2 protein-coding genes are annotated in these 25,413 nt (G+C 53.1%); both read left to right on the top strand.

Annotation, left to right across the window (positions count from 1 at the left end):
• A partial coding sequence (locus Xets_RS10620) for a non-ribosomal peptide synthase/polyketide synthase (RefSeq protein WP_255430605.1) occupies positions 1-18,715 on the top strand: 18,715 nt, incomplete at its 5' end.
• Positions 18,715-25,410, top strand: a complete 6,696-nt coding sequence (locus Xets_RS10615; RefSeq protein ID WP_255430604.1) for a non-ribosomal peptide synthetase — start codon at positions 18,715-18,717, stop codon at positions 25,408-25,410. The genes Xets_RS10620 and Xets_RS10615, both read left to right, overlap by 1 nt.
• Positions 25,411-25,413 lie beyond the last annotated feature (3 nt).

The following is a 25,413-nucleotide window of genomic DNA, read 5'->3' as shown; positions in this document are numbered from 1 at the left end:
CACCTTATTTATGACCCTACTGGCTGGCTGGAGTATTGTACTCGCCAGGCTTAGTGGTCAGGATGATATTGTCATCGGCACCCCTGTCGCCAACCGCCCAAATCGTGAGCTTGAAGCGTTGATGGGCTTCTTCGTCAATACATTGGCTCTGCGCGTTAAATTCAATGATGAACTCAGTGTGGCTGATCTGCTTACTCAGGTTCGGGAGCAGGCGTTAGCCACCTATGCCCATCAGGATCTACCCTTTGAGCAGGTGGTGGAAGCATTACAACCTGAACGAAACTTGAGCCATAGCCCAATCTTTCAGGTCATGCTGGCTTTAGACAACACACCAGTTCAGAGCCAAACGTTGTCCAGTTTGCAGATCTCCCGAATTGAACTGGCGACCCATAGTGCCCACTTCGATTTAATGTTGTTGTTAACTGAAACCGACACTGGTTTGGTTGGCGGACTGGAATATGCCTCTGATCTGTTCGATGCCGAGACTGTTGAACGTATGGTCGGCTATTTGCAACGAGTACTGGCAGCAATGGTAACCGATGCAACCCAAGTCATTGCGAATTTGCCGATGTTGTCAGCTTCAGAGCAACAACAACTGTTGGTGGATTTTAACGCCACCCAAGCAGATTTTCCGCAAGACGCACTGATCCACCAACTGTTTGAAGAACAGGTGATCAATAGCCCTACCGCTACCGCGGTAGTGTGTGGAGATCAGACACTCAGTTATGATGAACTGAACCGCCAGGCCAATCGACTGGCCCATCATCTTATTGCCTTAGGGGTACGTCCGGATGATCGGGTAGCAATTTGTGTTGAGCGCAGCCCGGGCATGATGGTGGGTTTACTTGGTATTCTCAAGGCGGGGGGTGCCTATGTGCCGTTCGATCCTGCCTATCCAACCGAACGGCTGATGCATATGCTTGCAGATTCAGCGCCGATAGTGATACTGACCCAAACAAAACTTGCCGACAAGCTGGCTGGCACTATACCCACTGTTTTACTCGATAACGTCCTCAGCACCCAAAAACCATTTCTGCCAGCTCATAATCCCGACGCACAAGCACTGGGGTTAACCTCACGCCATCTGGCCTATGTGATCTACACATCAGGCTCTACCGGTTTGCCTAAAGGCGTGGCAATCGAGCACCGCAATACGGTGAATTTCCTGACCTGGGCACAACATACGTTTAGTCAGGAGGAGTTGGCACACACACTTTTTGCTACTTCCCTGAATTTTGATTTGTCGGTATACGAATGCTTTGCGCCTCTGCTCCTTGGCGGTACGGTTCACCTTATTACTGACATACTGTCACTGATTCATACAAGTTCAGCCAACCCAAAACCATTAGTCAGCCTTATCAATACCGTGCCATCGGCCATCTCACACCTGATGGAGACCAATGCACTACCCGCGAACATTCGGACGATCAATTTAGCGGGGGAAAGAGTAAGGCCGCACATTGTTGAACATTTATTTGCTCACTCAGGCGTACAGAATGTGTGCAATCTGTATGGCCCTTCAGAGACAACGACTTATTCGACCTGGACTCGAATGAACCGGACAACGGGATTTAATAGCCATATCGGGCGCCCGATTGCCAATACCCAGATTTATATTCTAGATCCACATGGACAGCCCGTACCACTTGGTGTTGTCGGGGAAATACATATTGCCGGTGCGGGGGTTGCCCGTGGTTACCTGAATCGTCCTGAACTGACCGCAGAACGTTTCCTCTCTGATCCGTTTTCCTCAGATCCCAATGCCCGCATGTACAAAACCGGCGACCTCGGCCGCTGGCTACCCGATGGTACGATTGACTACCTTGGCCGAAATGATTTTCAGGTTAAACTGCGGGGCTTCCGCATTGAACTGGGAGAAATCGAAGCCCAATTAATGCAATGCTATGGCGTGCAAGAAGCGGTAGTGATTGCCCGCGAAAATATTGACACTCCTGATGGAAACATGGGAGAACAGAAACGACTAGTCGCCTATTTGCGACCTCAGAACGGCATTGGGCTGGTTCCCGCAGAACTACGCCAACAGCTTGCCCAACACCTCGCTGAATACATGCTGCCCAGTGCCTTTGTGGTACTCGACACTTTCCCACTGACTGCCAACGGTAAACTTGACCGTCAAGCTCTCCCAGCCCCTGATGCGTTTTCAGTGATAGCACGTGGCTATGAAGCCCCACACGGAGAGGTGGAAATCGTTCTGGCGCAGATCTGGCAGGATCTATTGGGATTGGAACAAGTCGGCCGTCATGACCATTTCTTTGAACTGGGCGGTCATTCATTGATGATTGTCAGCCTGATCGAACGGCTGTACAGCCTCGGCTGGCAACTTGATGTTCGCAGTGTGTTCTCTGCACCTGTCTTGACTGAGATGGCACCGGCAATTAAGGGTGATATCGACGCTTTCGTGGTGCCGCCTAACTGTATTCCTACCGATTGCACAACCATTACGCCTGATATGCTGCCACTGGTTTCATTGACCCAAACCGAGATTGATGCCATCGTTGAAGCAACTCCTGGTGGGGTCAGCAATATACAGGATATTTATCCATTGGCACCGTTACAAGAAGGTATCCTGTTCCACCATTTGCGCCAATCCCAAGGCGACACTTATCTGTTACAGACCCTGATTGCTTTCGAAACTCGTGAGCGTCTTGACACTTTCCTGTCCGCTTTCCAACAAATCATTGACCGCCACGATATCCTGCGTACCGCGGCCTGCTGGCAAGGATTGATAAGGCCAGTCCAGGTAGTCTGGCGCCAGGCACCGTTATGTATCAATGTCTTTACTCCTGGTACAACGGATAACGTCCTGTCTCAACTAAGGGAACATACAAACCCGCGTCGGCATCGTCTCGATTTGAGCCGTGCTCCGCTATTCGCTGCTGATATCGCCCATGATCCGACACGGGATGAATGGTTGCTATCTTTGCGTTTCCATCATCTGGTCAGTGACCATATGACACTCGAGCTGATTTTTGCCGAAATTGCCCAAATACAACAGGGCCATGCGGATACCCTGCCGGCAACGTTGCCTTACCGCAACTTTATCGCCCGAACCTTAAGCGTGCCGGGTACTGAGCACGAAGATTATTTCCGTTCTCAATTGGCTGATATCGATACACCGACGACACCCTTCGGTGTACTCTCAATGCAGGATGATAATGAACCGATCGTCGAAGCCCATCTCTCGCTCGATCCGACTCTGGCGGAGGCTATACGTACTCAAGCCCGCCGTTTGGGAGTCAGTTCAGGTGTCTTGTTCCATGTTGCCTGGGCACAAGTGCTGGCACAAACCAGTGGCCGCGATGATGTGGTCTTTGGCTCCGTCCTATCAGGCCGATTACAGGGAGGAGCAGGTGCTTCCCGAATATTAGGGATGTTTATCAATACCCTGCCGATACGAATTCCCCTTGCCGATCATCATGTGCAAGAAGTGGTGCAGCTTACCTATCACAATTTAACGGCACTACTGGAACACGAACAAGCACCATTGGCACTGGCTCAACGTTGTAGCGGTGTGGCGCAGTCAATACCGCTGTTCAGTACCATACTCAATTACCGTCACAGCCAAATCACTGAGGGCGACGAAGCTAATGTAATTGAAATACCTCAAATAGATATGCGTATCGTTGCCATTGAGGAACGGACTAACTATCCGATTACCTTATCGGTAGATGATATGGGTATCGGTTTCCGCCTGACCGCACAAACGGTGGCAAGTATTGATCCGACACGTATAATTACTTATCTGGCGACTGCTATCAGTGGATTGGTCGATGCTTTGGCTCACAAACCACAACGATTAATTCAAGATCTATCAATTTTGCCAGCGACAGAACAGCAACAACTGTTGGTGGACTTTAATGCCACGCAAGTGGATTTTCCACAAAACGCCTTGATCCACCAACTGTTCGAAACCCAGGTGAAACATCATCCCGATGCAACAGCCGTCGTATTTGCAGAACAATCCCTGAGCTATGACGAACTTAACCGCCGTGCCAACCAACTGGCCCATTACCTGATTGCGCTGGGTGTGTGTCCAGACGATCGAATTGCCATCTGTGCCGAACGCAGTCTGGAAACCGTGGTTGGTTTGCTGGCTATTCTCAAGGCTGGCGGGGCCTACGTGCCGCTTGATCCAGGCTACCCGACTGAGCGACTGGTTTATATGCTTGAGGATGCAGAGCCTGTGGTTCTGCTGACCCAGACAGCACAAGTTAGCAGGTTAAACAACCTGATACCTACGGTATTGCTTGATACACAAGAACCGTTTTGGGCGGCACAACCGACTCACAACCCCAATACACAAACACGGGGTCTGACATCACAGAATTTGGCCTACGTAATCTATACCTCTGGCTCTACCGGGCAACCTAAAGGCGTGATGGTCGAGCATCGCAATGTCCTTCGTCTCATCGCTAATAGTGGCTTTGCTGATATTGATCCGAATGACTGTGTCGCCCATTGTGCCAATATCGCTTTTGATGCCTCGACCTGGGAAATCTGGTCCGCCCTGCTCAATGGAGCCAGCCTGCATGTGGTGCGACAATCGGTACTGCTCGATCCGGCACATTTCTGCGATTCACTGATCAAGGGACGCGTCACCGCCCTCTGGTTAACGGTGGGCTTGTTCAACGAATATCTCGATAGCCTCAAACCCCTGTTTGGACAATTGCGCTATCTGCTTATCGGCGGTGATGTTCTCGATCCGAAGAAGATACAACAGGTGCAATTGGCTGAATCTCAACCCGTCCACCTGATAAATTGCTATGGTCCAACGGAAACCACAACATTTGCTACTACCTATGCGATGAGTTCTCCCATTGACGTGACGCGTTCCATTCCTATCGGCCGCCCTATTGCTAATACCCTGATTTATATCCTGGACCCACACGGCCAACCCGTTCCTCACGGTGTGATGGGGGAAATTTATATTGCCGGTGCCGGCGTAGCCCGCGGTTACCTCAATCGCCCTGAACTGACTGCCGAACGTTTCCTGACCGAATCCTTCACTTCAGCGTCAAACGCCCGCATGTACAAAACCGGTGACCTTGGCCGCTGGCTGCCCGATGGCAATATCGAATACCTCGGGCGCAATGATTTTCAGGTTAAGTTACGGGGCTTCCGCATTGAGTTGGGGGAAATCGAAGCCAGACTTACCCAATGTGACGGCGTACGTGAAGCGGTAGTGATTGCCCGCGAAGATGAATCCGGGCAAAGACGGCTGGTGGCCTATCTGTTACCGCAAGAGGGAATTGAACTGGAGCCTGCTGCACTGCGCCAGCAACTCGCTCAGCATCTCGCTGAATATATGTTGCCCAGTGCTTTTGTCACGCTGGAGTCCTTCCCGCTGACGCCCAATGGCAAACTCAACCGTCAGGCCCTGCCTGCACCTCATTTATCCGCAGTGGTAGCTCGCGGCGATGAAGCCCCCATCGGTGAGATAGAAATCCTCCTGGCTCAGATTTGGCAAGATTTGCTCGGACTGGAACAAGTAGGTCGCTACGATCATTTCTTTGAGCTAGGTGGTCATTCCTTGCTTGCCGTCCAACTCATCGCACACGTACGCCAAGATTTGGCACGGGATTTGTCACTCCAGCAACTCTTTGACCAGCCTATTTTGATGGATCTGGCTCAAACACTCACTGGCGTTTCAGCAACGACCCAGATGATGATCCCTGTTACTGATCGCAACCAGCCGTTACCTCTGTCCTTTGCTCAGCAAAGACTGTGGTTTCTGAGTCAGATCGATCAAGCAGCCAGTCTGGCCTATCATATTCCTCTGGCATTGCGCCTAATCGGTCAGCTTAATCGCCCTGCCTTAACCCGTGCATTTGACCAATTGATCGCCCGACATGAAAGCCTGCGTACCCGCTTTGTGCTGGTTTCCGGCCAACCTTATCAGCATATCGAACCGACTGGCATTAACTTTGCCCTGTCTTACCAAGACTTACGCTCGCTAGCACCGGAAACGCACTCCGACCATATTGCTGATTTGACCGCCCTCGAAGCACAGACGCCTTTTGACTTTACCCAAGGCCCCCTGATCCGCGGTCACCTGCTGCAACTCGCAAACGAAGAGCATGTCTTGCTGTTCACCCAGCATCATATTATCTCTGATGGCTGGTCCATCGGTGTATTGATGCATGAACTCAGCATTCTTTATCGCATTATCCTCGACAGCCAAGATATCGCCTTGCCGCCATTGCCGATCCAGTACGCCGATTATGCTGTCTGGCAGCGTCACTGGCTGCAAGAAGCGGCGCTCACGGCACAACGTGATTTCTGGCGCACTCAGCTTGAAGACGCGCCGGTCTTACTAACTCTCCCGACTGACCGACCGCGTCCAGCTATACAAACTTTCGTCGGTGGTCGAGTCCCTGTGCACGTTGATGCTGGCTTATTAGCCTCACTGAAAAGGCTTGGGCAGCGCCATAACACCACCTTATTTATGACCGTGCTGAGCGCATGGGGCATCGTATTGTCCCGGCTTAGTGGGCTGGATGATATCGTTATCGGTACACCTGTCGCCAACCGCCCGCATCATGAACTTGAGGGATTAATCGGTTTCTTCGTTAATACACTGGCCTTGCGCGTCACCCTGAATGATTCCGCCACGGTCACTGAGCTGCTCAGCCAGGTTCGCGAGCGTGCACTGGCCGCCTATGCCCATCAGGATCTGCCCTTTGAGCAGGTGGTGGAAGCGCTCCAGCCTGAACGCAATCTCAGCTATAGCCCGATTTTCCAGGTCATGCTGGCCTTAAATAATACCCCCGCCCAGGCGCTGGCATTTCCCGATATCCAATGTATACCCATTGAACAGACGCACCCCAGCGCTCACTTTGATTTGACCTTATCACTCACTGAAACCGGAGCCGGTCTGGTCGGTGATCTGGCCTATGCAGCCGATCTGTTCGACGCCACTACCATTGAGCGGATGGTCGGTTACTTAACCAATGTACTGACCGCCATGGCGGCAGATGAAACACAACACATTACTACTTTACCCATGCTGTCCGCATCAGAACGGCAACAACTGCTGGTGGACTTCAATGCCATTCAGGCGGATTTCCCGCAAAACGCGTTGATCCACCAACTGTTTGAGGCGCAGGCCGCACAACATCCCGATACCCTTGCGGCTATCTGTGAAGATCAGACTCTGAGCTACGGTGAATTAAACCGCCGCGCTAATCGATTGGCCCATGATCTGATTACTCTGGGAGTACGTCCGGACGATCGGGTCGCCCTTTATGCCGAGCGCAGTCTGGAGATGGTGATCGGCTTGCTGGCTATCCTCAAGGCTGGTGGAGCATATGTGCCGCTCGATCCCATTTATCCGACCGAACGGCTGGTTTACATGGTTGAAGATGCCGCCCCGGTGGCTTTACTGACCCAAACTGTACTGGCCCGGTCAGAGTGGCTCGCTCAGTTTAACACTTTGCCCACCATCTTACTGGATAGCCACGAATCATGCCTGGCAACACAACCCTCTGATAATCCAGATGCACAGGTACTGGGGTTGGCGTCACACCATCTGGCCTATGTCATTTATACTTCCGGTTCGACCGGTCAACCGAAAGGAGTCATGATCGAACATCATAGTCTGTGCAATTTGATCATCACTCAGCAACATGCACTGGCACTGACCCCAGATAGTCACGTTTTACAGTTCGCCTCAAACAGTTTCGATGCCAGTATCTGGGAATGTTGTATGGCTCTCGTAACGGGTGCTCGCCTCTACCTGGCCAAACGAGCCAATCTGCTGCCCGGTGCAGTATTGTCCGGCTATTTAGCAGACCATTCCATCAGCCATGTTCTCCTGTCGCCCACTGCACTCGCCGCGATGGATGCCCTGCCCGATACCTTACAAACCTTGCTGGTGGGTGGCGAAGCCTGTCCGTCAACCTTAGTCAAACGCTGGTCACCAGGACGACAAATGCTCAATGCCTATGGGCCGACGGAAATCACGGTCTGTGCTACGCTCTATTCCTGTTCCTGCGCAGAGGATAACTCAGCAGATAATCCGCCACCGATTGGCCGCCCCATAGCCAATACCCAAATCTATATCCTTGATCCCCATTATCAGCCTGTCCCGCTTGGTGTCATGGGGGAGATCTATATTGCTGGTACGGGAGTCGCCCGTGGCTATCTTAATCGTGCCGAACTTACCACCGAGCGTTTCCTCGTTGATCCATTCTCTTCCAACCCCAATGCGCGGATGTACAAAACGGGAGATCTCGGACGCTGGCTCTCCAATGGTAATATTGAATACCTTGGCCGTAATGATTTCCAAATCAAGCTCCGTGGTTTCCGCATTGAATTGGGGGAAATCGAAACCCGACTCCGACAGTGCCATGGCGTGCGTGAAGCGGTGGTGCTGGCTCGTAAAGATGAAACAAATCAGAAACGTCTGGTGGCTTATCTGCTGCCTCAGGCGAACATTAAATTGGTGCCAGCCGAACTGCGCCAGCAACTTGCCCAGCATCTCGCCGACTATATGCTGCCAAGTGCTTTTGTCACGTTAACAACTTTTCCGTTAACGCCAAACGGAAAGCTTGACCATCAGGCGCTGCCTGAACCAGATTCATCTTCTATCGTGATGCGCAGCCATGAATCTCCGACTGGCGAAGCAGAAAACGCCCTGGCCCAGATCTGGCAAGAGCTATTGGGATTGCAGCAGGTCAGCCGTCACGACCATTTCTTTGAACTCGGCGGCCATTCGTTGATGATAGTCAGCCTGATCGAAGAACTGCGCAAGCTGGGTTGGCAACTTGACGTTCGTAGTGTATTCGCCGCCCCTATTCTGACCGACATGGCACAGGCTCTCCAGCGTGGCGCCAATACCTTTATCGTGCCACCCAACCTTATTCCAGAGGGCTGCACAGCCATCACCCCCGATATGCTGCCACTGGTTTCCCTCTCCCAGGCTGAGATTGATGCCATCGTTGATACCGTTTCTGGCGGAATGCGTAATGTGCAGGATATCTATCCATTATCTCCCTTGCAGGAAGGCATTCTGTTCCATCATCTGTTGCAGGTACAAGGTGACACCTATTTATTACAAATCATACTTGCCTTCGATACCCGCAAACGTCTTGATGCTTTCCTGGGTGCCTTACAGCAAGTTATTGATCGTCATGACATCCTGCGCACGGCGGTTTATTGGCAAGATCTGGCACAGTCGGTGCAAGTGGTTTGGCGTCAGGCACCGCTGACTGTCAATGTCTTTACTCCTGCCTCGACGGACGACATTCCGGCACAGTTACTGGCTCACACTGATCCGCTCCAGCACCGTATTGACCTGACTCAAGCCCCCTTATTTACGGCTGATATTGCCCTTGATCCGGCAAAAAATGAGTGGTTGCTGGCACTGCGTTTCCACCATCTGGTCAGCGACCATATGACACTGGATCTGATTTTCGCTGAGATTACCCAAATATTACGAGGAAATGCGGAAGCTCTACCCACCACGCTACCCTATCGCAACTTTATCGCTCAGATCCTCAATGTACCGAATTCAGTGCATGAGGATTACTTTCGCGAACAGCTCGCCGATATTGATGAGCCAACAGCGCCGTTCGGTGTACTCACTATTCCCAAAAACACGCCAAACGATGCCAAATCTGTATCTGTCGCCAAGTCCAGACTTTTACTCGCTCCTGAACTGGCTGAAGCCATTCGTGTTCAATCCCGTCGTTTGGGGGTCAGTCCCGGTGTCCTGTTCCATGTGGCCTGGGCGCAAGTATTGGCCCACACCAGCGGCCGCAATGACGTGGTGTTTGGCTCCGTGTTACTGGGCCGGCTGCAAGGCGGGGCGGGAGCTGACCGCATACTGGGGATGTTTATCAATACTCTCCCCCTGCGTATTTCTCTGGGCGGACGCACGGTAGAGGAAAGCGTGCAGGAAACCTATCAGCATCTAACCGCTTTGCTGGAACATGAGCAGGCCCCGCTGGCACTGGCACAACGGTACAGTGGTGTGGCCCACCCCATGCCGCTGTTCACCACCCTGCTCAATTATCGTCATAGTCAGGCTGACAGGGACGATACCATTGACACCATATGGACAGAAATGCGCCTGGTCGCGGCTGAGGAACAGACCAACTATCCCATTACCCTGTCAGTCGATGATTTAGGAGATAATTTCCAGCTGACGGCCCTGACCGTCACCGACATTGCGCCAGAACGCATCAATACCTATCTGACGACAGCCATCAGCGGTTTAATCGATGCCTTAGTTCATCATCCACAACAAGAAATCCGGGATATCCCCATCTTACCGGCGGCAGAGCGGCAACAATTGCTGGTGGACTTCAATGCCACTCAGGCGGATTTCCCGCAAGACGCATTGATCCATCAACTCGTTGAAGTCCAGGCATTACAACGCCCCCATGCCACAGCCGTGATCTACGAAGGGCAAACATTGAGCTATGAAGCATTGAACCAGTATGCCAATCGTCTGGCTCATCATTTGATTGCCCTGGGAGTACGCCCGGATGATCGGATCGCCATCTGTATCGAACGCAGTCTGGAGATGGTGGTCGGCTTACTGGCTATCCTGAAAGCCGGCGGGGCTTATGTCCCGCTCAATCCAGCCTACCCAACTGAACGACTGGCCTATATGCTCCAGGATGCGGCGCCAGTGGTGTTATTGACCCGGACAACACAACTAAACACGCTGCCCGATACCGTGCCGACAGTCTTACTTGATCCTTTATTTGACCGCCAGCAGCCGATATGGGCCACCCAGCCAGCGGATAATCCCGACGTACAAGCACAGGGACTGACATCCCGTCATCTGGCCTATGTGATTTACACGTCGGGTTCAACCGGCCAACCCAAAGGGGTGATGGTCGAGCATCGCAATGTCGTTAGCCTGATCATCAATAATGGCTTTGCTGATATAGGGCCTGACGACTGTATCGCCCATTGCGCCAATGTCTCATTTGACGCCGCCACCTGGGAAGTGTGGGCTGGCCTGATTCATGGGGCGCGTATTCTGCTCATCCCGGAAAAAACCCTGTTACAACCCACCCTTTTTGGTCAGTGCCTGTCATCGGAAGGGGTCAGTGCCCTCTTCCTGACCACGGCCCTGTTTAACCAATATGCAAACCTGATTGGGCCAGCCTTATCCGGCTTACGGTATGTTCTTTTTGGTGGGGAGCTGGCGGATACCCGTCCGGCCATTCACCTCAGAACCGCATATCCCCCCAAACACTTACTGCATGTCTATGGGCCAACGGAGACCACCACGTTTGCTACCGCCTATGAAATCCCGGCCATGGCAGACCAGCACGTTGACGGTAAGATCCCTGTCGGCCACCCAATCGCTAATACCCAGATTTATATTCTGGATACCCAGGGGCAACCGGTTCCCGTCGGCGTGGCGGGGGAAATCCATATCGCCGGTGACGGGGTGGCTCGCGGCTACCTGAACCGGCCTGAACTGACCGCTGAACGCTTCCTTGCCGATCCGTTCTCTTCGGAACCCCATGCCCGCCTGTACAAGACCGGTGACCTCGGCCGCTGGCGGTCCGATGGCAATATCGACTACCTCGGCCGCAATGATTTTCAGGTCAAACTACGCGGCTTTCGTATCGAGCTGGGGGAAATTGAAGCCAAACTCAGCCAATGTGACGGGGTACGTGAAGCAGTGGTGCTGGCCCGCGAAGATGCGCCGGGGCAGAAACGGCTGGTCGCTTACCTGCTGCCGCAGGAGGGGGCTGAGCTGGTGCCAGCTGAATTGCGCCAGCAACTCTCCCTGCACTTGGCTGACTATATGCTGCCCGGCGCCTTTATCACACTGAACGCCTTCCCGCTCACACCTAACGGCAAACTGGATCGTCTGGCCCTCCCTGCGCCGGATTTAGCGGCCGTGGTGGTCCGGGATTATGCCCCTCCCGTGGGCGAAACAGAAATTACCCTGGCCGAAATTTGGCAAGACCTGCTAGGCCTGGAACACGTCGGTCGTTACGATCACTTCTTCGAACTCGGTGGCCATTCCCTGCTGGCCGTTCAGCTGGCGGCCCGCATTCGTCAACAACTGACCCGCGAGTTGCCATTACAGCAACTCTTTGACCAACCGCTTTTGATCGATCTGGCCCTCGCACTGACTGATACGGCAATCATCTCTCAGGTACACATCCCCGTGGCTGACCGTAGCCAGCCGTTGCCTCTGTCCTTTGCCCAGCAGCGTTTATGGTTCCTCGCTCAGCTCGATCCGGCGGCCAGTCTGGCTTACCATATTCCCATGGCGTTGCGCCTGACCGGTCAGCTTCATCGCCCAGCCCTGACCCGCGCCCTTGACCATCTGGTCGCCCGCCATGAAAGCCTGCGTACCCGCTTTGTGCTGGTTTCCGGTCAGCCCTGTCAGCATATCGATCCGGCTGATATCGGCTTTGCCCTGTCTTACCAAGATCTGCGCCCATTAACGCCGGACGCCCGTAGCAACCGTATTGCGGAATTAACGGATCACGAAGCACAGACGCCGTTTGATTTTATTCAAGGCCCGCTGCTCAGGGGTCACCTGCTGCAATTGACCGATGATGAACAGCACCTGCTGCTCACCCAGCATCATATTATCTCTGATGGCTGGTCCATCGGCGTATTGCTTCATGAACTCAGTACCCTTTACCGCGCCATCCTTGATGGTCAAGACGCTCCCTTACCGCCGCTGCCGATTCAGTATGCCGACTATGCGGTCTGGCAACGTGGCAGGCTGCAAGAAGCCACTCTCACGGCCCAACGTGATTTCTGGTGTGTCCGGCTGGCCGGCGCACCAGCCTTACTAACGCTGCCCACCGACCGACCTCGCCCCGCAGTGCAGTCCTATGTGGGCAGCCGAATACCAGTCCACATTGATGCAGCATTACTCGCTTCGCTTAAAGAACTGGGACAGCGCCATAACATCACCCTGTTTATGACGGTACTCAGTGCCTGGAGCATCGTCCTCACCCGGCTCAGTGGGCAGGAGGATATTGTTATCGGTACGCCGGTGGCTAACCGCCCGCATCATGAACTGGAAGGACTAATCGGGTTCTTCGTCAATACGCTGGCTTTGCGTATCACGCTGGATAATTCTACCTGTGTCGCTGATTTACTCGCCCAGGTGCGGGAACACGCTTTCTCGGCCTATGCCCATCAGGATCTACCCTTTGAACAAGTGGTGGAAGCCCTCCAGCCCCAACGCAGCCTGAGTTACAGCCCAATCTTCCAGGTGATGCTGGCCTTAAACAACACGCCACAACACTTATCACTCCAGGAGCCAGCGTTACCTGATCTCCAGCTCTCTCTCGTTGAACAGGCACACCATAGTGCACACTTTGATTTAACCTTATCCCTGACCGAAACCGAAGCCGGCCTGGTCGGCGAACTGGCCTATGCCACTGATTTATTCGATGCCACCACCATTGAGCGGATGGTCGGTTATCTGACAAATGTACTGACCGCAATGGTGACGGATGAAACCCAGCGGATTGTCACTCTGCCCATGCTGTCGGCATCGGAGCGACAACAACTGCTGACCGGCTTCAATGCCGCCCGGACGGATTTCCCACAAGCGGCACTGATCCACTCACTGTTTGAAGTGCAGGCCACACAGCACCCTGAAGCTATCGCTGCCGTATTTGGGGAGCAAACGATCAGCTATGGTGAGTTAAACCGCCGTGCCAATCAGTTAGCGCATTATCTGATCACGTTGGGAGTACGTCCGGACGATCGGATCGCGATTTGTGTCGAACGCAGTCTGGAAATGGTGATCGGCTTACTGGCAATTCTCAAGGCAGGTGGTGCCTATGTGCCGCTCGATCCGGTCTACCCCGCCGAACGCCTGGCCTATATACTGGAAGATGCCGCTCCGGTGGCTTTACTGACCCAAACCACATTATGCGACAAACTGAATAGCCCCTTGCCTGTGGTTTTGCTGGACAACCCTGAACCAGGCCGGGCAACACAACCGACTGACAATCCAAACGTTCAGGCGCTGGGCCTGACATCCCGTCATCTGGCCTATGTGATTTACACGTCGGGATCGACCGGAACCCCGAAAGGTGTCATGGTTGAGCACGCCAATGTCACCCGCCTGTTAGCCGCCACACAAGCCCGTTTTCAGTTTGATGACCAGGATGTCTGGACGCTGTTCCACTCGTTTGCTTTCGATTTCTCCGTCTGGGAATTGTGGGGGGCGTTGGCTTACGGTGGCCGGCTGGTCATTATCTCAGCAGAATGTGCCCGTTCACCGCAGCTATTCTATTCGCTATTGTGCCGTGAACACGTCACAATATTGAACCAGACCCCCAGTGCTTTTCGTCAATTAATTTCCGCCCAAGATACGACTGCACATACGCTGCGGTGCATCATTTTTGGCGGCGAAGCCCTGGAATTATATACCCTGGCTCCGTGGGTGGAGCGCAACCCGACGGCACAAACCCGTCTGGTCAATATGTATGGCATCACCGAAATTACCGTTCATGCCACCTACCGGGAACTAACCGAAGCTGATATCCACTCAAGGCAGGGCAGTTTGATTGGTCAGCCGCTGGCAGATCTGCGGATCTATATTCTCGACGCCTACGGCCACCCCGTACCGCTTGGCGTGGCGGGCGAAATCTATATCGCTGGGGCCGGAGTCGCCCGGGGCTACCTGAACCGCACTGAACTGACGGCCGAGCGCTTCCTGACCGATCCATTCTACCCGGACTCGGCTGCCCGCCTGTACAAGACCGGTGACCTCGGCCGTTGGCTGCCCGATGGCAATATCGAATACCTCGGCCGCAATGATTTTCAGGTCAAACTGCGCGGCTTTCGTATCGAACTGGGGGAAATCGAAGCCCAGCTCACCCAGTGTGACGGGGTACGGGAAGCGGTGGTGCTGGCCCGCGAAGATGAGCCAGGCCAGAAACGACTGATCGCCTATTTACTACCGCAGGCGGGGATTGAACTGGTGCCCGCTGAACTACGCCAGCAGCTTGCCCAGCATCTGGCTGACTATATGCTGCCCAGCGCCTTTGTCACCCTGGACACTTTCCCGCTGACGCCCAATGGCAAACTTAACCGTCAGGCCCTGCCAGCCCCGGATTTATCCGCAGTGGCCACGCGCAGCTACGTCCCCCCCGTCGGTGAAACAGAAATCGCCTTAGCCCAAATCTGGCAAAAACTTTTAGGGTTGAAACAGGTCAGTCGCCATGACCACTTCTTTGAACTCGGCGGCCATTCGCTGATGATTGTCAGTCTGATCGAAGAGTTGCGCAATCTGGGCTGGCAGCTCGACGTGCGCAGCGTGTTTGTCGCGCCGATCCTGGTTGCGATGGCCCAGGCTATCCAGCGTGAGGTCAGCCCCTTTGTTGTGCCCCCCAACCGTATCCCCAAAGATTGTATGGCTATCATCCCCGATATGCTGCCTCTGGTTTCTCTCTCCCAGGCTGAAATTGATACCCTCGTTGAGAAAATCCCAGGCGGCGCTAGTCAGGTGCAGGATATCTATCCGCTCGCGCCGTTACAGGAAGGCATTCTGTTCCATCATCTGTTACAGACACAGGGGGATAATTATCTGCTGCAAAGCTTGCTCGCGTTCGATACCCGTGATCGCCTCAATGCCTTTTTAACCGCACTGCAACAGGTCATTGACCGCCATGATATTCTGCGTACCGCCGTCTACTGGCAAGAGCTGGCTCAACCGGTACAGGTAGTTTGGCGTCAGGCACCGCTGACAGTTAATGTTTTCAATCCCATCACGGTTGACGACAACGTGGTTGCTCAACTCAGGAGTCATACCGATCCACGCAGGCACCGTATTGACCTGAATCGCGCCCCGCTGTTTACCGCCGATATTGCCCATGATCCAGCCCAAGATGAGTGGTTGCTGGCGCTACGCTTCCATCATCTGGTCAGTGACCATCTGACACTGGCGCTGATTTTTGCAGAAATCGCGCTTATCTTGCAGGGCAAAACGGAGAGGCTGCCAGCGGTATTGCCTTACCGCAACTTTATCGCCCAAATCCTGGCTACCCCGACCGCTGATCATGAGGCTTATTTCCGTACCCAACTGGCGGATATTGATGAACCCACGGCGCCCTTTGGTGTACTCAAGGTTCACCCTGACAACGACCGCGTGACTGAGGCACGCCTCCCTATCGCCCCCGATCTGGCCAAAGCCATCCGTACTCAGGCGCGTCGTTTCGGGGTCAGTCCGGGTGTCCTGTTCCATGTCGCCTGGGCCCAGGTACTGGCACAAACCAGCGGCCGTGATGATGTGGTGTTTGGCTCCGTGCTATTGGGTCGCCTGCAAGGTGGCGCGGGGGCCGAGCGAGTATTGGGTATGTTCATCAATACGTTACCAATGCGAGTTTCCCTGACTAATTACACTGTTCAGGAAGTCGTACGAAACACCCACCACGGTTTGATGATGTTACTGGAACACGAACAGGCTCCATTGGCGCTGGCACAACGTTGCAGTGGTATGCCACAGTCGATACCGTTATTTAGTACTTTATTGAATTATCGTCATGGTCAATCTAGTGAAACCGAGGCGGTTGATACCATTTGGTCAGGTATACGTACTTTAGCCGCAGAAGAACGTACTAACTATCCCATCACCCTGTCAGTGGATGATTTAGGTGCCAGTTTCCAGTTGATCGCTCAAACAGCAGCCGATATCGACCCAACCCGAATAACCCACTATCTGGTCACCGCCATCAGCGGTTTGATTGATGCTTTGGTTGATGATCCACAACGGTTAGTTCAAGACATATCAATCCTGCCCGCCACAGAGCGCCAGCAACTACTGGTAGATGTCAACGCTACACAAACAGATTTTCCGCAAGACAAGCTGATTCATCAATTGTTCGAAACTCAAGTGGTGCACCATCCCGATACCATCGCTGTCGTATTTGAAGGGCAAACACTCAGTTATGGTGAACTCAACTGCCGTGCCAATCAGTTGGCTCACCATTTGATTTCATTGGGAGTGCACCCGGATGATCGGGTCGCAATCTGTATCGAACGTAGTCTGGATCTCATCGTAGGCCTGCTCGCTATCCTCAAAGCCGGCGGGGCTTATGTACCGCTCGATCCCACCTATCCGACCGAACGGCTGGCTTATATACTTGAAGATTCAGAACCCGTGGCCTTGCTGGCTCAGACAACACAAGCCGACAGGCTGTCCAATTCTGTACCTATGTCCATGTCGACAGTGATACTCGACGCTCAAGAATCACTTCTGGCGGAGCAACCAACCCATAACCCAGACATGCAGGTTCTGGGATTGATGTCACACCATCTGGCATACGTGCTTTATACCTCCGGTTCTACCGGACTGCCTAAAGGCGTGATGGTTGAGCACCGCAATGTTCTTCGCCTGATTATCAATAATGGCTTTACTGACATTGGTCCCAACGACTGTATCGCTCATTGTGCCAATATTGCTTTTGACGCATCAACCTGGGAAATCTGGTCGGCCTTACTTAATGGCGCACGCCTGCATGTGGTTTCACAATCTGTTCTGCTTCATCCGGTGCATTTCTGCGATTCACTGATTAAGGGGGAAATCAGTGCCCTTTGGTTGACGGCCGGCTTGTTCAACGAATATCTCGATAGCCTTAAGCCCCTGTTTGGACAATTACGCTACCTGCTTGTCGGCGGTGATGTGCTTGATCCGAGGAAGATACAGCAAGTGCAATTGGCCGGGTTCCAGCCAGCACACCTGATTAATGGATATGGCCCAACGGAAGCCACCACGTTTGCAGCAACTTATACGATTACTTCACCTGTTGATGTGACCCGCTCTATTCCTATTGGTCGCCCGATTGCCAATACCCAGATTTATATTCTGGATATGCAGGGTCAGCCCGTTCCTTATGGTGTAGCGGGGGAAATTTATATTGCTGGTGCCGGGGTGGCTCGCGGTTACCTTAACCGTTCTGAACTCACTGCCGAACGCTTCCTCATCAATCCATTCTCCCCAGATCCAAAGGAACGCATGTACAAAACCGGCGACCTTGGTCGTTGGCTACCCGATGGCAATATCGAATACCTCGGCCGCAATGATTTTCAGGTCAAACTGCGCGGCTTTCGTATCGAACCGGGGGAAATCGAAACCCGGCTCAGTCAATGTGGCGGGGTACGCGAAGCGGTGGTGCTGGCGCGCGAAGACGAACCCGGCCAGAAACGGCTGGTCGCCTACCTATTACCGCAGGAAGGCGTTGAATTGATGCCTGTGGAGCTGCGCCAGCAACTGGCCCAACACCTCGCTGACTACATGCTACCCAGTGCCTTTGTCACGCTGGCATCCTTCCCCCTGACCCCCAATGGCAAACTTGACCGTCAAGCTCTGCCTGCGCCAGATCTAGCTGCCGTAGTAACCCAGAGTTATGAACCGCCACAGGGCAGAATAGAAACCGCGGTGGCGCAAATCTGGCAAGACGTATTAGGACTGGAACGTATCAGCCGCCATGACCACTTTTTTGAACTCGGCGGTCACTCGCTAATGGTCGTCAGACTGATAACCCGCATAAAAAACAAATTCCTGGTCAATATTCCTCTGACCTCGTTATTCACTTCGCCCACATTGATAGAGCAGGCCACTGTCATTCTCTCAGCTCAAATGAATGCAGTAGAGGAAAACGAGCTTGAGTCAATTCAAAACGATCTTGACTCATTGTCGGCAGAAGAATTGATGGCAATTTTAGGCAGGGACAGTAAATAATGACAAAGTTCAATATGAATATTAATGACTTAAAACGTGCGGTGCTGGAGAAAAGACTTGAAGAACAACTGAAAACCCGCGGGGATCAGCAGCAACCGGCATTCATCAAACCTGCGGACAGACATCAGCCTCTGCCTCTTTCTTTTGCCCAGCAGCGGTTGTGGTTTATCAGCCAGCTCGATCCGGCGGCCAGCCAGGCTTATCATTTGCCAGTGACATTACGCCTCACTGGTCAACTCGACTGCCAGGCGCTGAAAACATCACTTGACCGCCTGATTGCCCGCCATGAAAGTCTGCGTACTCGTTTTGTCCTGGTAGAAGGCCAACCCTGCCAGCATATCGATCCGGCTGATATCGGTTTTGCTCTGTCCTGCCACGACCTGCGCCCGCTCGATCCCGCCTTGCGTACCCAGCGTGTTGCCGAACTCGCTGATATCGAGGCGCAGGCGGCCTTTGATTTTGCCCAGGGACCGTTAATCCGTGGTCAATTGCTGCAACTGGCAGACGACGAGCATGTGCTGTTGCTGACCCTGCATCACATTATCACTGACGGCTGGTCCGTCGGTGTGCTGGTGCAAGAACTGGGCACCTTTTACCGCACGGCCCTTGACGGTCATCATGATGATCCTTTGCCCCCCCTGCCAATTCAATATGCTGATTATGCGGTCTGGCAACAGGAGCAGCTACAAGGCACGGCCTTCACTGCTCAACGTGATTTCTGGTGTGCTCAGCTGGCTGACGCGCCCGCCTTACTCACCCTGCCTACCGACCGGCCTCGCCCAGCGGTACAAACCTATGCGGGTAACCGCGTGCCTGTGCACGTTGATGCGGATTTATTGGCTTCACTTAAAGCGCTTGGACAACGTCACAACACCACGTTGTTTATGACCGTACTCAGTGCCTGGAGTCTGGTACTGGCCCGGCTCAGTGGACAGGACGAGATCGTTATCGGCGTCCCTGTTGCTAACCGCCCACAGCATGAACTGGAAGGGCTGATAGGTTTCTTTGTTAATACGCTGGCTTTGCGCGTTACCTTCCATGATGGATTCAATGTGGCCGATCTGCTTGCTCAGGTTCGGGAGCGGGCGCTGGCCGCCTATGCCCATCAGGATCTGCCCTTCGAGCAGGTGGTGGAAGCACTCCAGCCCGAACGCAGTTTAAGCTACAATCCCCTCTTTCAGGTGATGCTGGCTTTAAACAACACCCCAACCCAAGCGTTGGCGCTACCGGGTTTGCAACTGATGACGATTGCTCAGGATCATCGTAATGCTCATTTTGACTTAACCTTATCACTGAGTGAAACCGAGACTGACCTGATCGGTGAATTGGAATACGCCACCGATTTATTCGACACCGCCACCGTTGAACGGATGGTGGGCTATTTAACCCATGTGCTGACCGCCATGGTGACGGATGAAACCCAGCGGATTACCACTTTGCCCATGTTGCCCGCATCAGAACGGCAACAACTGCTGGTGGACTTCAATGCCACTCAGGCAGATTTCCCGCAAGACGCGTTGATCCACCAACTATTTGAAGCGCAGGCAGCACAGCATCCCGATACCCTTGCTGTCGTCTATGAAGATCAACTCCTGAGCTACGGTGAGTTAAACCAGCGCGCTAATCAGCTGGCCCACTATCTGATTACTTTAGGCGTACATCAGGATGATCGGGTAGCGATTTGTGCTGAACGCAGTCTGGACACCATCGTGGGTTTACTCGGTATTCTTAAGGCCGGTGGGGCCTATGTCCCGCTCGATCCGGCCTACCCCGCCGAGCGGCTGGCCTATATGCTGGAAGATGCCACCCCAGTGATATTACTGACCCAGACAGCACAATTCGACAGACTGTACGACAGCGTCCCTGCAACGGTGCCTGTCATCGTGCTTGATGCCCAGAAAACGTTACTGGAAATACAACCGACTCACAATCCGCGAGCCCATTCATTGGGGCTAACATCACGCCATCTGGCTTATGTGATTTATACCTCTGGTTCAACAAGTCAACCCAAAGGTGTGATGGTCGAGCACCGCAGTGTCAACCGGTTGGTTATCAACAGTGCTTATGCAGATATCGGTACCCACGACTGTGTTGCCCATTGTGCCAATATCGCTTTTGATGCCTCGACCTGGGAAATCTGGTCTGCCCTGCTCAATGGGGCACGCCTGCATGTCGTTCCGCAATCCGTGCTGCTCAATCCGACACATTTCTGCAACACTCTGATTAAGGGAGGCGTCACCGCCCTCTGGTTAACGGTGGGCTTGTTCAACGAATATCTCGATAGCCTCAGGCCCCTGTTTGGACAATTACGCTACCTGCTTACCGGTGGCGATGTGCTCGATCCGAGGAAGATACAACAGGTACAATTGACTGAGTCCCAACCCGCCCACCTGATAAATGGGTATGGTCCAACGGAAACCACGACATTTGCTACCACCTACGAGATGACGTCTCCCATTGATGTTACCCGTTCTATTCCTGTCGGCCGTCCGATTGCCAATACCCGAATTTATATTCTGGATGCACAGGGTCAGCCTGTTCCCGTCGGTGTGGCGGGGGAAATTTATATCGGCGGTATTGGTGTCGCCCGTGGTTATCTGAATCGCCCTGAACTGACCACCGAGCGCTTTCTTGCTGATCCGTTCGCGTTGGAACCGGACGCCCGTATGTACAAGACCGGTGACCTTGCCCGCTGGCTGCCCGATGGCAATATTGAATACCTTGGCCGCAATGACTTTCAGGTCAAGTTGCGGGGTTTCCGCATTGAACTGGGGGAAATAGAAATCCAGCTCAGACAATGTCACGGTGTGCGCGAAGCCGTGGTATTGGCCCGCGAAGATGAGCCAGGCCAGAAGCGTCTGGTGGCCTATTTGTTGCCCCAAACGGGTATCGAATTGGTGCCCTCTGACCTGCGTCATCAGCTTAGCCAATATCTCACTGAATATATGTTGCCCAGTGCCTTTGTGATATTAGACGCTTTCCCGCTTACCCCTAACGGTAAACTCGATCGTCAGGCCCTGCCTGCCCCGGATTTATCGGCGGTTGTGACCCGCAGCTATGCAGCGCCCGTCGGTGAGAGAGAAATCGCTCTGGTACAAATTTGGCAAAAACTCCTGGGGTTGAAACAAATCAGCCGCCATGACCATTTCTTTGAACTCGGCGGCCATTCACTGATGATTGTCAGTCTGATCGAAGAGCTGCGTAGTATCGGCTGGAAACTCGAAGTTCGCAGTGTGTTCGCCTCACCTGTCCTCGCCGATATGGCTCAGGCTATCCAGTATGGGGACAGTACCTTTGTCGTACCACCCAATCTTATTCCCGAAGGCTGCACGGCCATCACCCCCGATATGTTGCCACTGGTTTCGCTTTCCCAATCTGAGATTGATGCCATCGTTGATACCGTTTCCGGCGGAACAAGTAATATACAGGATATCTATCCACTGGCCCCGTTGCAGGAAGGCATTCTGTTTCATTACCGAATGCAGGCACAAGGTGATACCTATCTGTTACAGAGCTTGTTTGCGTTCAATTCTCGTGATCGTCTCGATAGCTTTCTGGCTGCCTTGCAACAGGTTATCAACCGCCATGATATCCTGCGTACGGCGGTTTATTGGCAAGGACTGGAACAGCCGGTTCAGGTAGTTTGGCGCCAGGCACAACTGGATATCAAGGTTTTTACCCCAACGTCTACGCCAAATGATGTGGAAGACGACATTTCAGCACAGTTACAGGCTTACACTGATCCGCGCCAGCACCGTATCAATTTGAACCGTGCCCCCCTCTTTGCCACTGATATTGCCCATGATCCGCTACAGGATGAATGGCTGCTGGCCTTGCGTTTCCATCATCTGGTCAGCGACCATATGACACTGGATCTGATTTTTGCTGAAATAGCACTAATATTGCAAGGACAGCAAATACTGCCTACGGTACTGCCCTATCGCAACTTTATCGCCCAAACCCTGAACGTACCAGCCGCAAAATATGAAGCCTATTTTCGTGCTCAACTCGCCGATATTGATACACCGACGGCACCATTCGGTGTGCTGTCGATACCGGATAACCAAACATTACGCGAGAGTAACGCCATCACCGAAGCCCGCCTTCCTCTTGCCCCTGAGCTGGCGGAAGCCATTCGCAGCCAGGCTCGGCGCTTAGGGATCAGCCCAAGTGTCCTGTTTCATGTGGCCTGGGCGCAGGTATTGGCTCATACCAGTGGTCGTGACGATGTCGTTTTTGGTTCCGTACTATTGGGCCGTCTGCAAAGCGGTGCGGGTGCCGGCCAAACACTGGGCATGTTTATCAATACCCTGCCAGTGCGTGTCTCCCTGGCTGATCGCAATGTGCAAACAGTGGTGCAAGCCACCTACGATAACTTGATGTCACTACTGGAACATGAACAGGCACCACTGGCGCTGGCACAAAGTTGTAGTGGTATCGCGCCACCCATACCGCTGTTCAGCTCCTTGCTTAATTACCGTCACTCCCAGCCCAATGAAGCGAATGCGGTTAATATCTGGTCAGACATGCGCGTCATCGCAACACAGGAACGAACCAACTATCCCATTACGCTATCGGTAGACGACTTAGGTGTTGGTTTTCACCTGACCACCCACACTGTGGCCGATATCGATCCAGTTCGTGTAACCCATTACCTGCTGACAGCCATTAGTGGCCTGATCGATGCTTTGGTACATAATCCGCAACAAATGATTTTGGCCGTGCCAATCTTACCGACGGCAGAGCGGCAACAAGTGCTGGCAGGTTTTAACGACAACCAAACCGATTTCCCACAAGGTGCGCTAATCCACCAACTATTTGAAGCACAGGCTGAACAGCATGCTGATACCATCGCTGTCGTCTACGAAAACCAGACACTGAGCTATGGAAAACTGAACCAACGTGCCAATCGTCTGGCACACCACTTGATTGCACTGGGAGTGCGGCCGGATGATCGGGTGGCAATTTGTGCCGAACGCAGTCTGGACACCATTGTAGGATTACTCGGCATCCTTAAGGCTGGCGGAGCTTATGTCCCGCTCGATCCCGCTTATCCAACTGAACGACTGGCCTATATGCTCGAAAATGCCACCCCGGTGGTATTACTGACCCAGACAGCACAGCTGGACCGGCTGCACAGCAGCGTACCTGCAACTGTGCCTATAGTCGTGCTTGATGCCCAGAAAACGTTACTAGAGGAACAACCGACTCATAACCCTAATTTACAGGCACGGCACCTGACATCACAAAATTTGGCCTATGTGATCTATACCTCTGGCTCTACCGGGCAACCCAAAGGCGTGATGGTCGAACACCGCAGTGTTAATCGGCTGGTTATCAATAGTGCTTATGCCGATATTGGAACCCACGACTGCGTTGCCCATTGTGCCAATATTGCTTTTGATGCCTCGACCTGGGAAATCTGGTCTGCCCTGCTCAATGGGGGGCGCCTGCATGTCGTTCCGCAATCTGAGTTGCTCGATCCAGTACGTTTCTGCGATTCATTGATCAAGGGACGCGTCACCGCTCTCTGGTTGACGGTGGGCTTGTTCAACGAATATCTCGATAGCCTCAATTCCCTGTTTGGGCAATTGCGTTACTTGCTTGTCGGCGGCGATGTGCTCGATCGGAGGAAAATACAACAGGTGCAATTGGCTGCGTCACAACCCGTACACCTGATTAACGGATATGGTCCAACGGAAACCACCACGTTTGCCACCACCTACGAGATTACTTCCCCCGTGGATGTAACCCGTTCCATTCCTATTGGTCGCCCGATTGCCAATACCCAAGTTTATATTCTGGATGCACGTGGTCAGCCTGTTCCTCTTGGTGTTACCGGAGAAATTCATATCGCTGGTGTCGGTGTTGCTCGCGGTTACCTAAATCGTCCTGAACTGACTGCCGAACGTTTCCTTACCGATCCGTTCTCCCAGAACCCAGATGCCCGCATGTACAAAACCGGCGATCTGGGTCGTTGGCGGCCCGATGGCAATATCGAATACCTTGGTCGCAATGATTTCCAAGTCAAGTTGCGTGGCTTCCGCATTGAACCCGGCGAGATTGAAGCCACGTTAATGCAATGTGATGGGGTGCATGAGGCTATCGTTTTTATGCGTGAAGGTACTCATCTTGACAACACGGAAAACCAGAGACGTCTGGTCGCCTACCTGATCCCCCAAACCGATGTTGAACTGGTGCCGGCAGAACTGCGTCAGCAACTTGCTCAGCATCTCGCTGACTATATGCTGCCCAGTGCGTTTGTCATTTTGGACACTTTCCCACTGACGCCCAATGGCAAACTTGACCGTCAGGCACTCCCTGAACCTGATGCGTCCGCTGTGGTTGTACGCCACTATGAAGCACCGATCAGTGAGGAAGAAATTATTCTGGCTCGAATCTGGCAAGACTTGCTGGGATTGGAGCGAATCGGTCGCCACGATAACTTTTTTGAACTTGGCGGCCACTCATTGATGATCGCGCAATTAGCAACACGCATACAAGATGAATTTCTGGTCGATATCCCTATCTCCTCGTTGTTTCTTTCTCCTCAATTGGCGGAACAGGCCGGCATCATCCTTACCACCCAACTGGATGCTATAGGGAACAGCAATATTGAATCACTCGAGAACGAACTGGATTTAATGTCAACCGAAGAATTAATGGCAATTTTAAGCGGAGACAGCAACAAATGATAA

This window comes from Xenorhabdus sp. TS4 (assembly GCF_014467265.1).
GTDB classification, from domain to species: domain Bacteria; phylum Pseudomonadota; class Gammaproteobacteria; order Enterobacterales; family Enterobacteriaceae; genus Xenorhabdus; species Xenorhabdus ehlersii.
The sequence above is the reverse complement of the archived record's forward strand: the minus strand, read 5'-3'. Positions and strand labels throughout refer to the sequence as shown.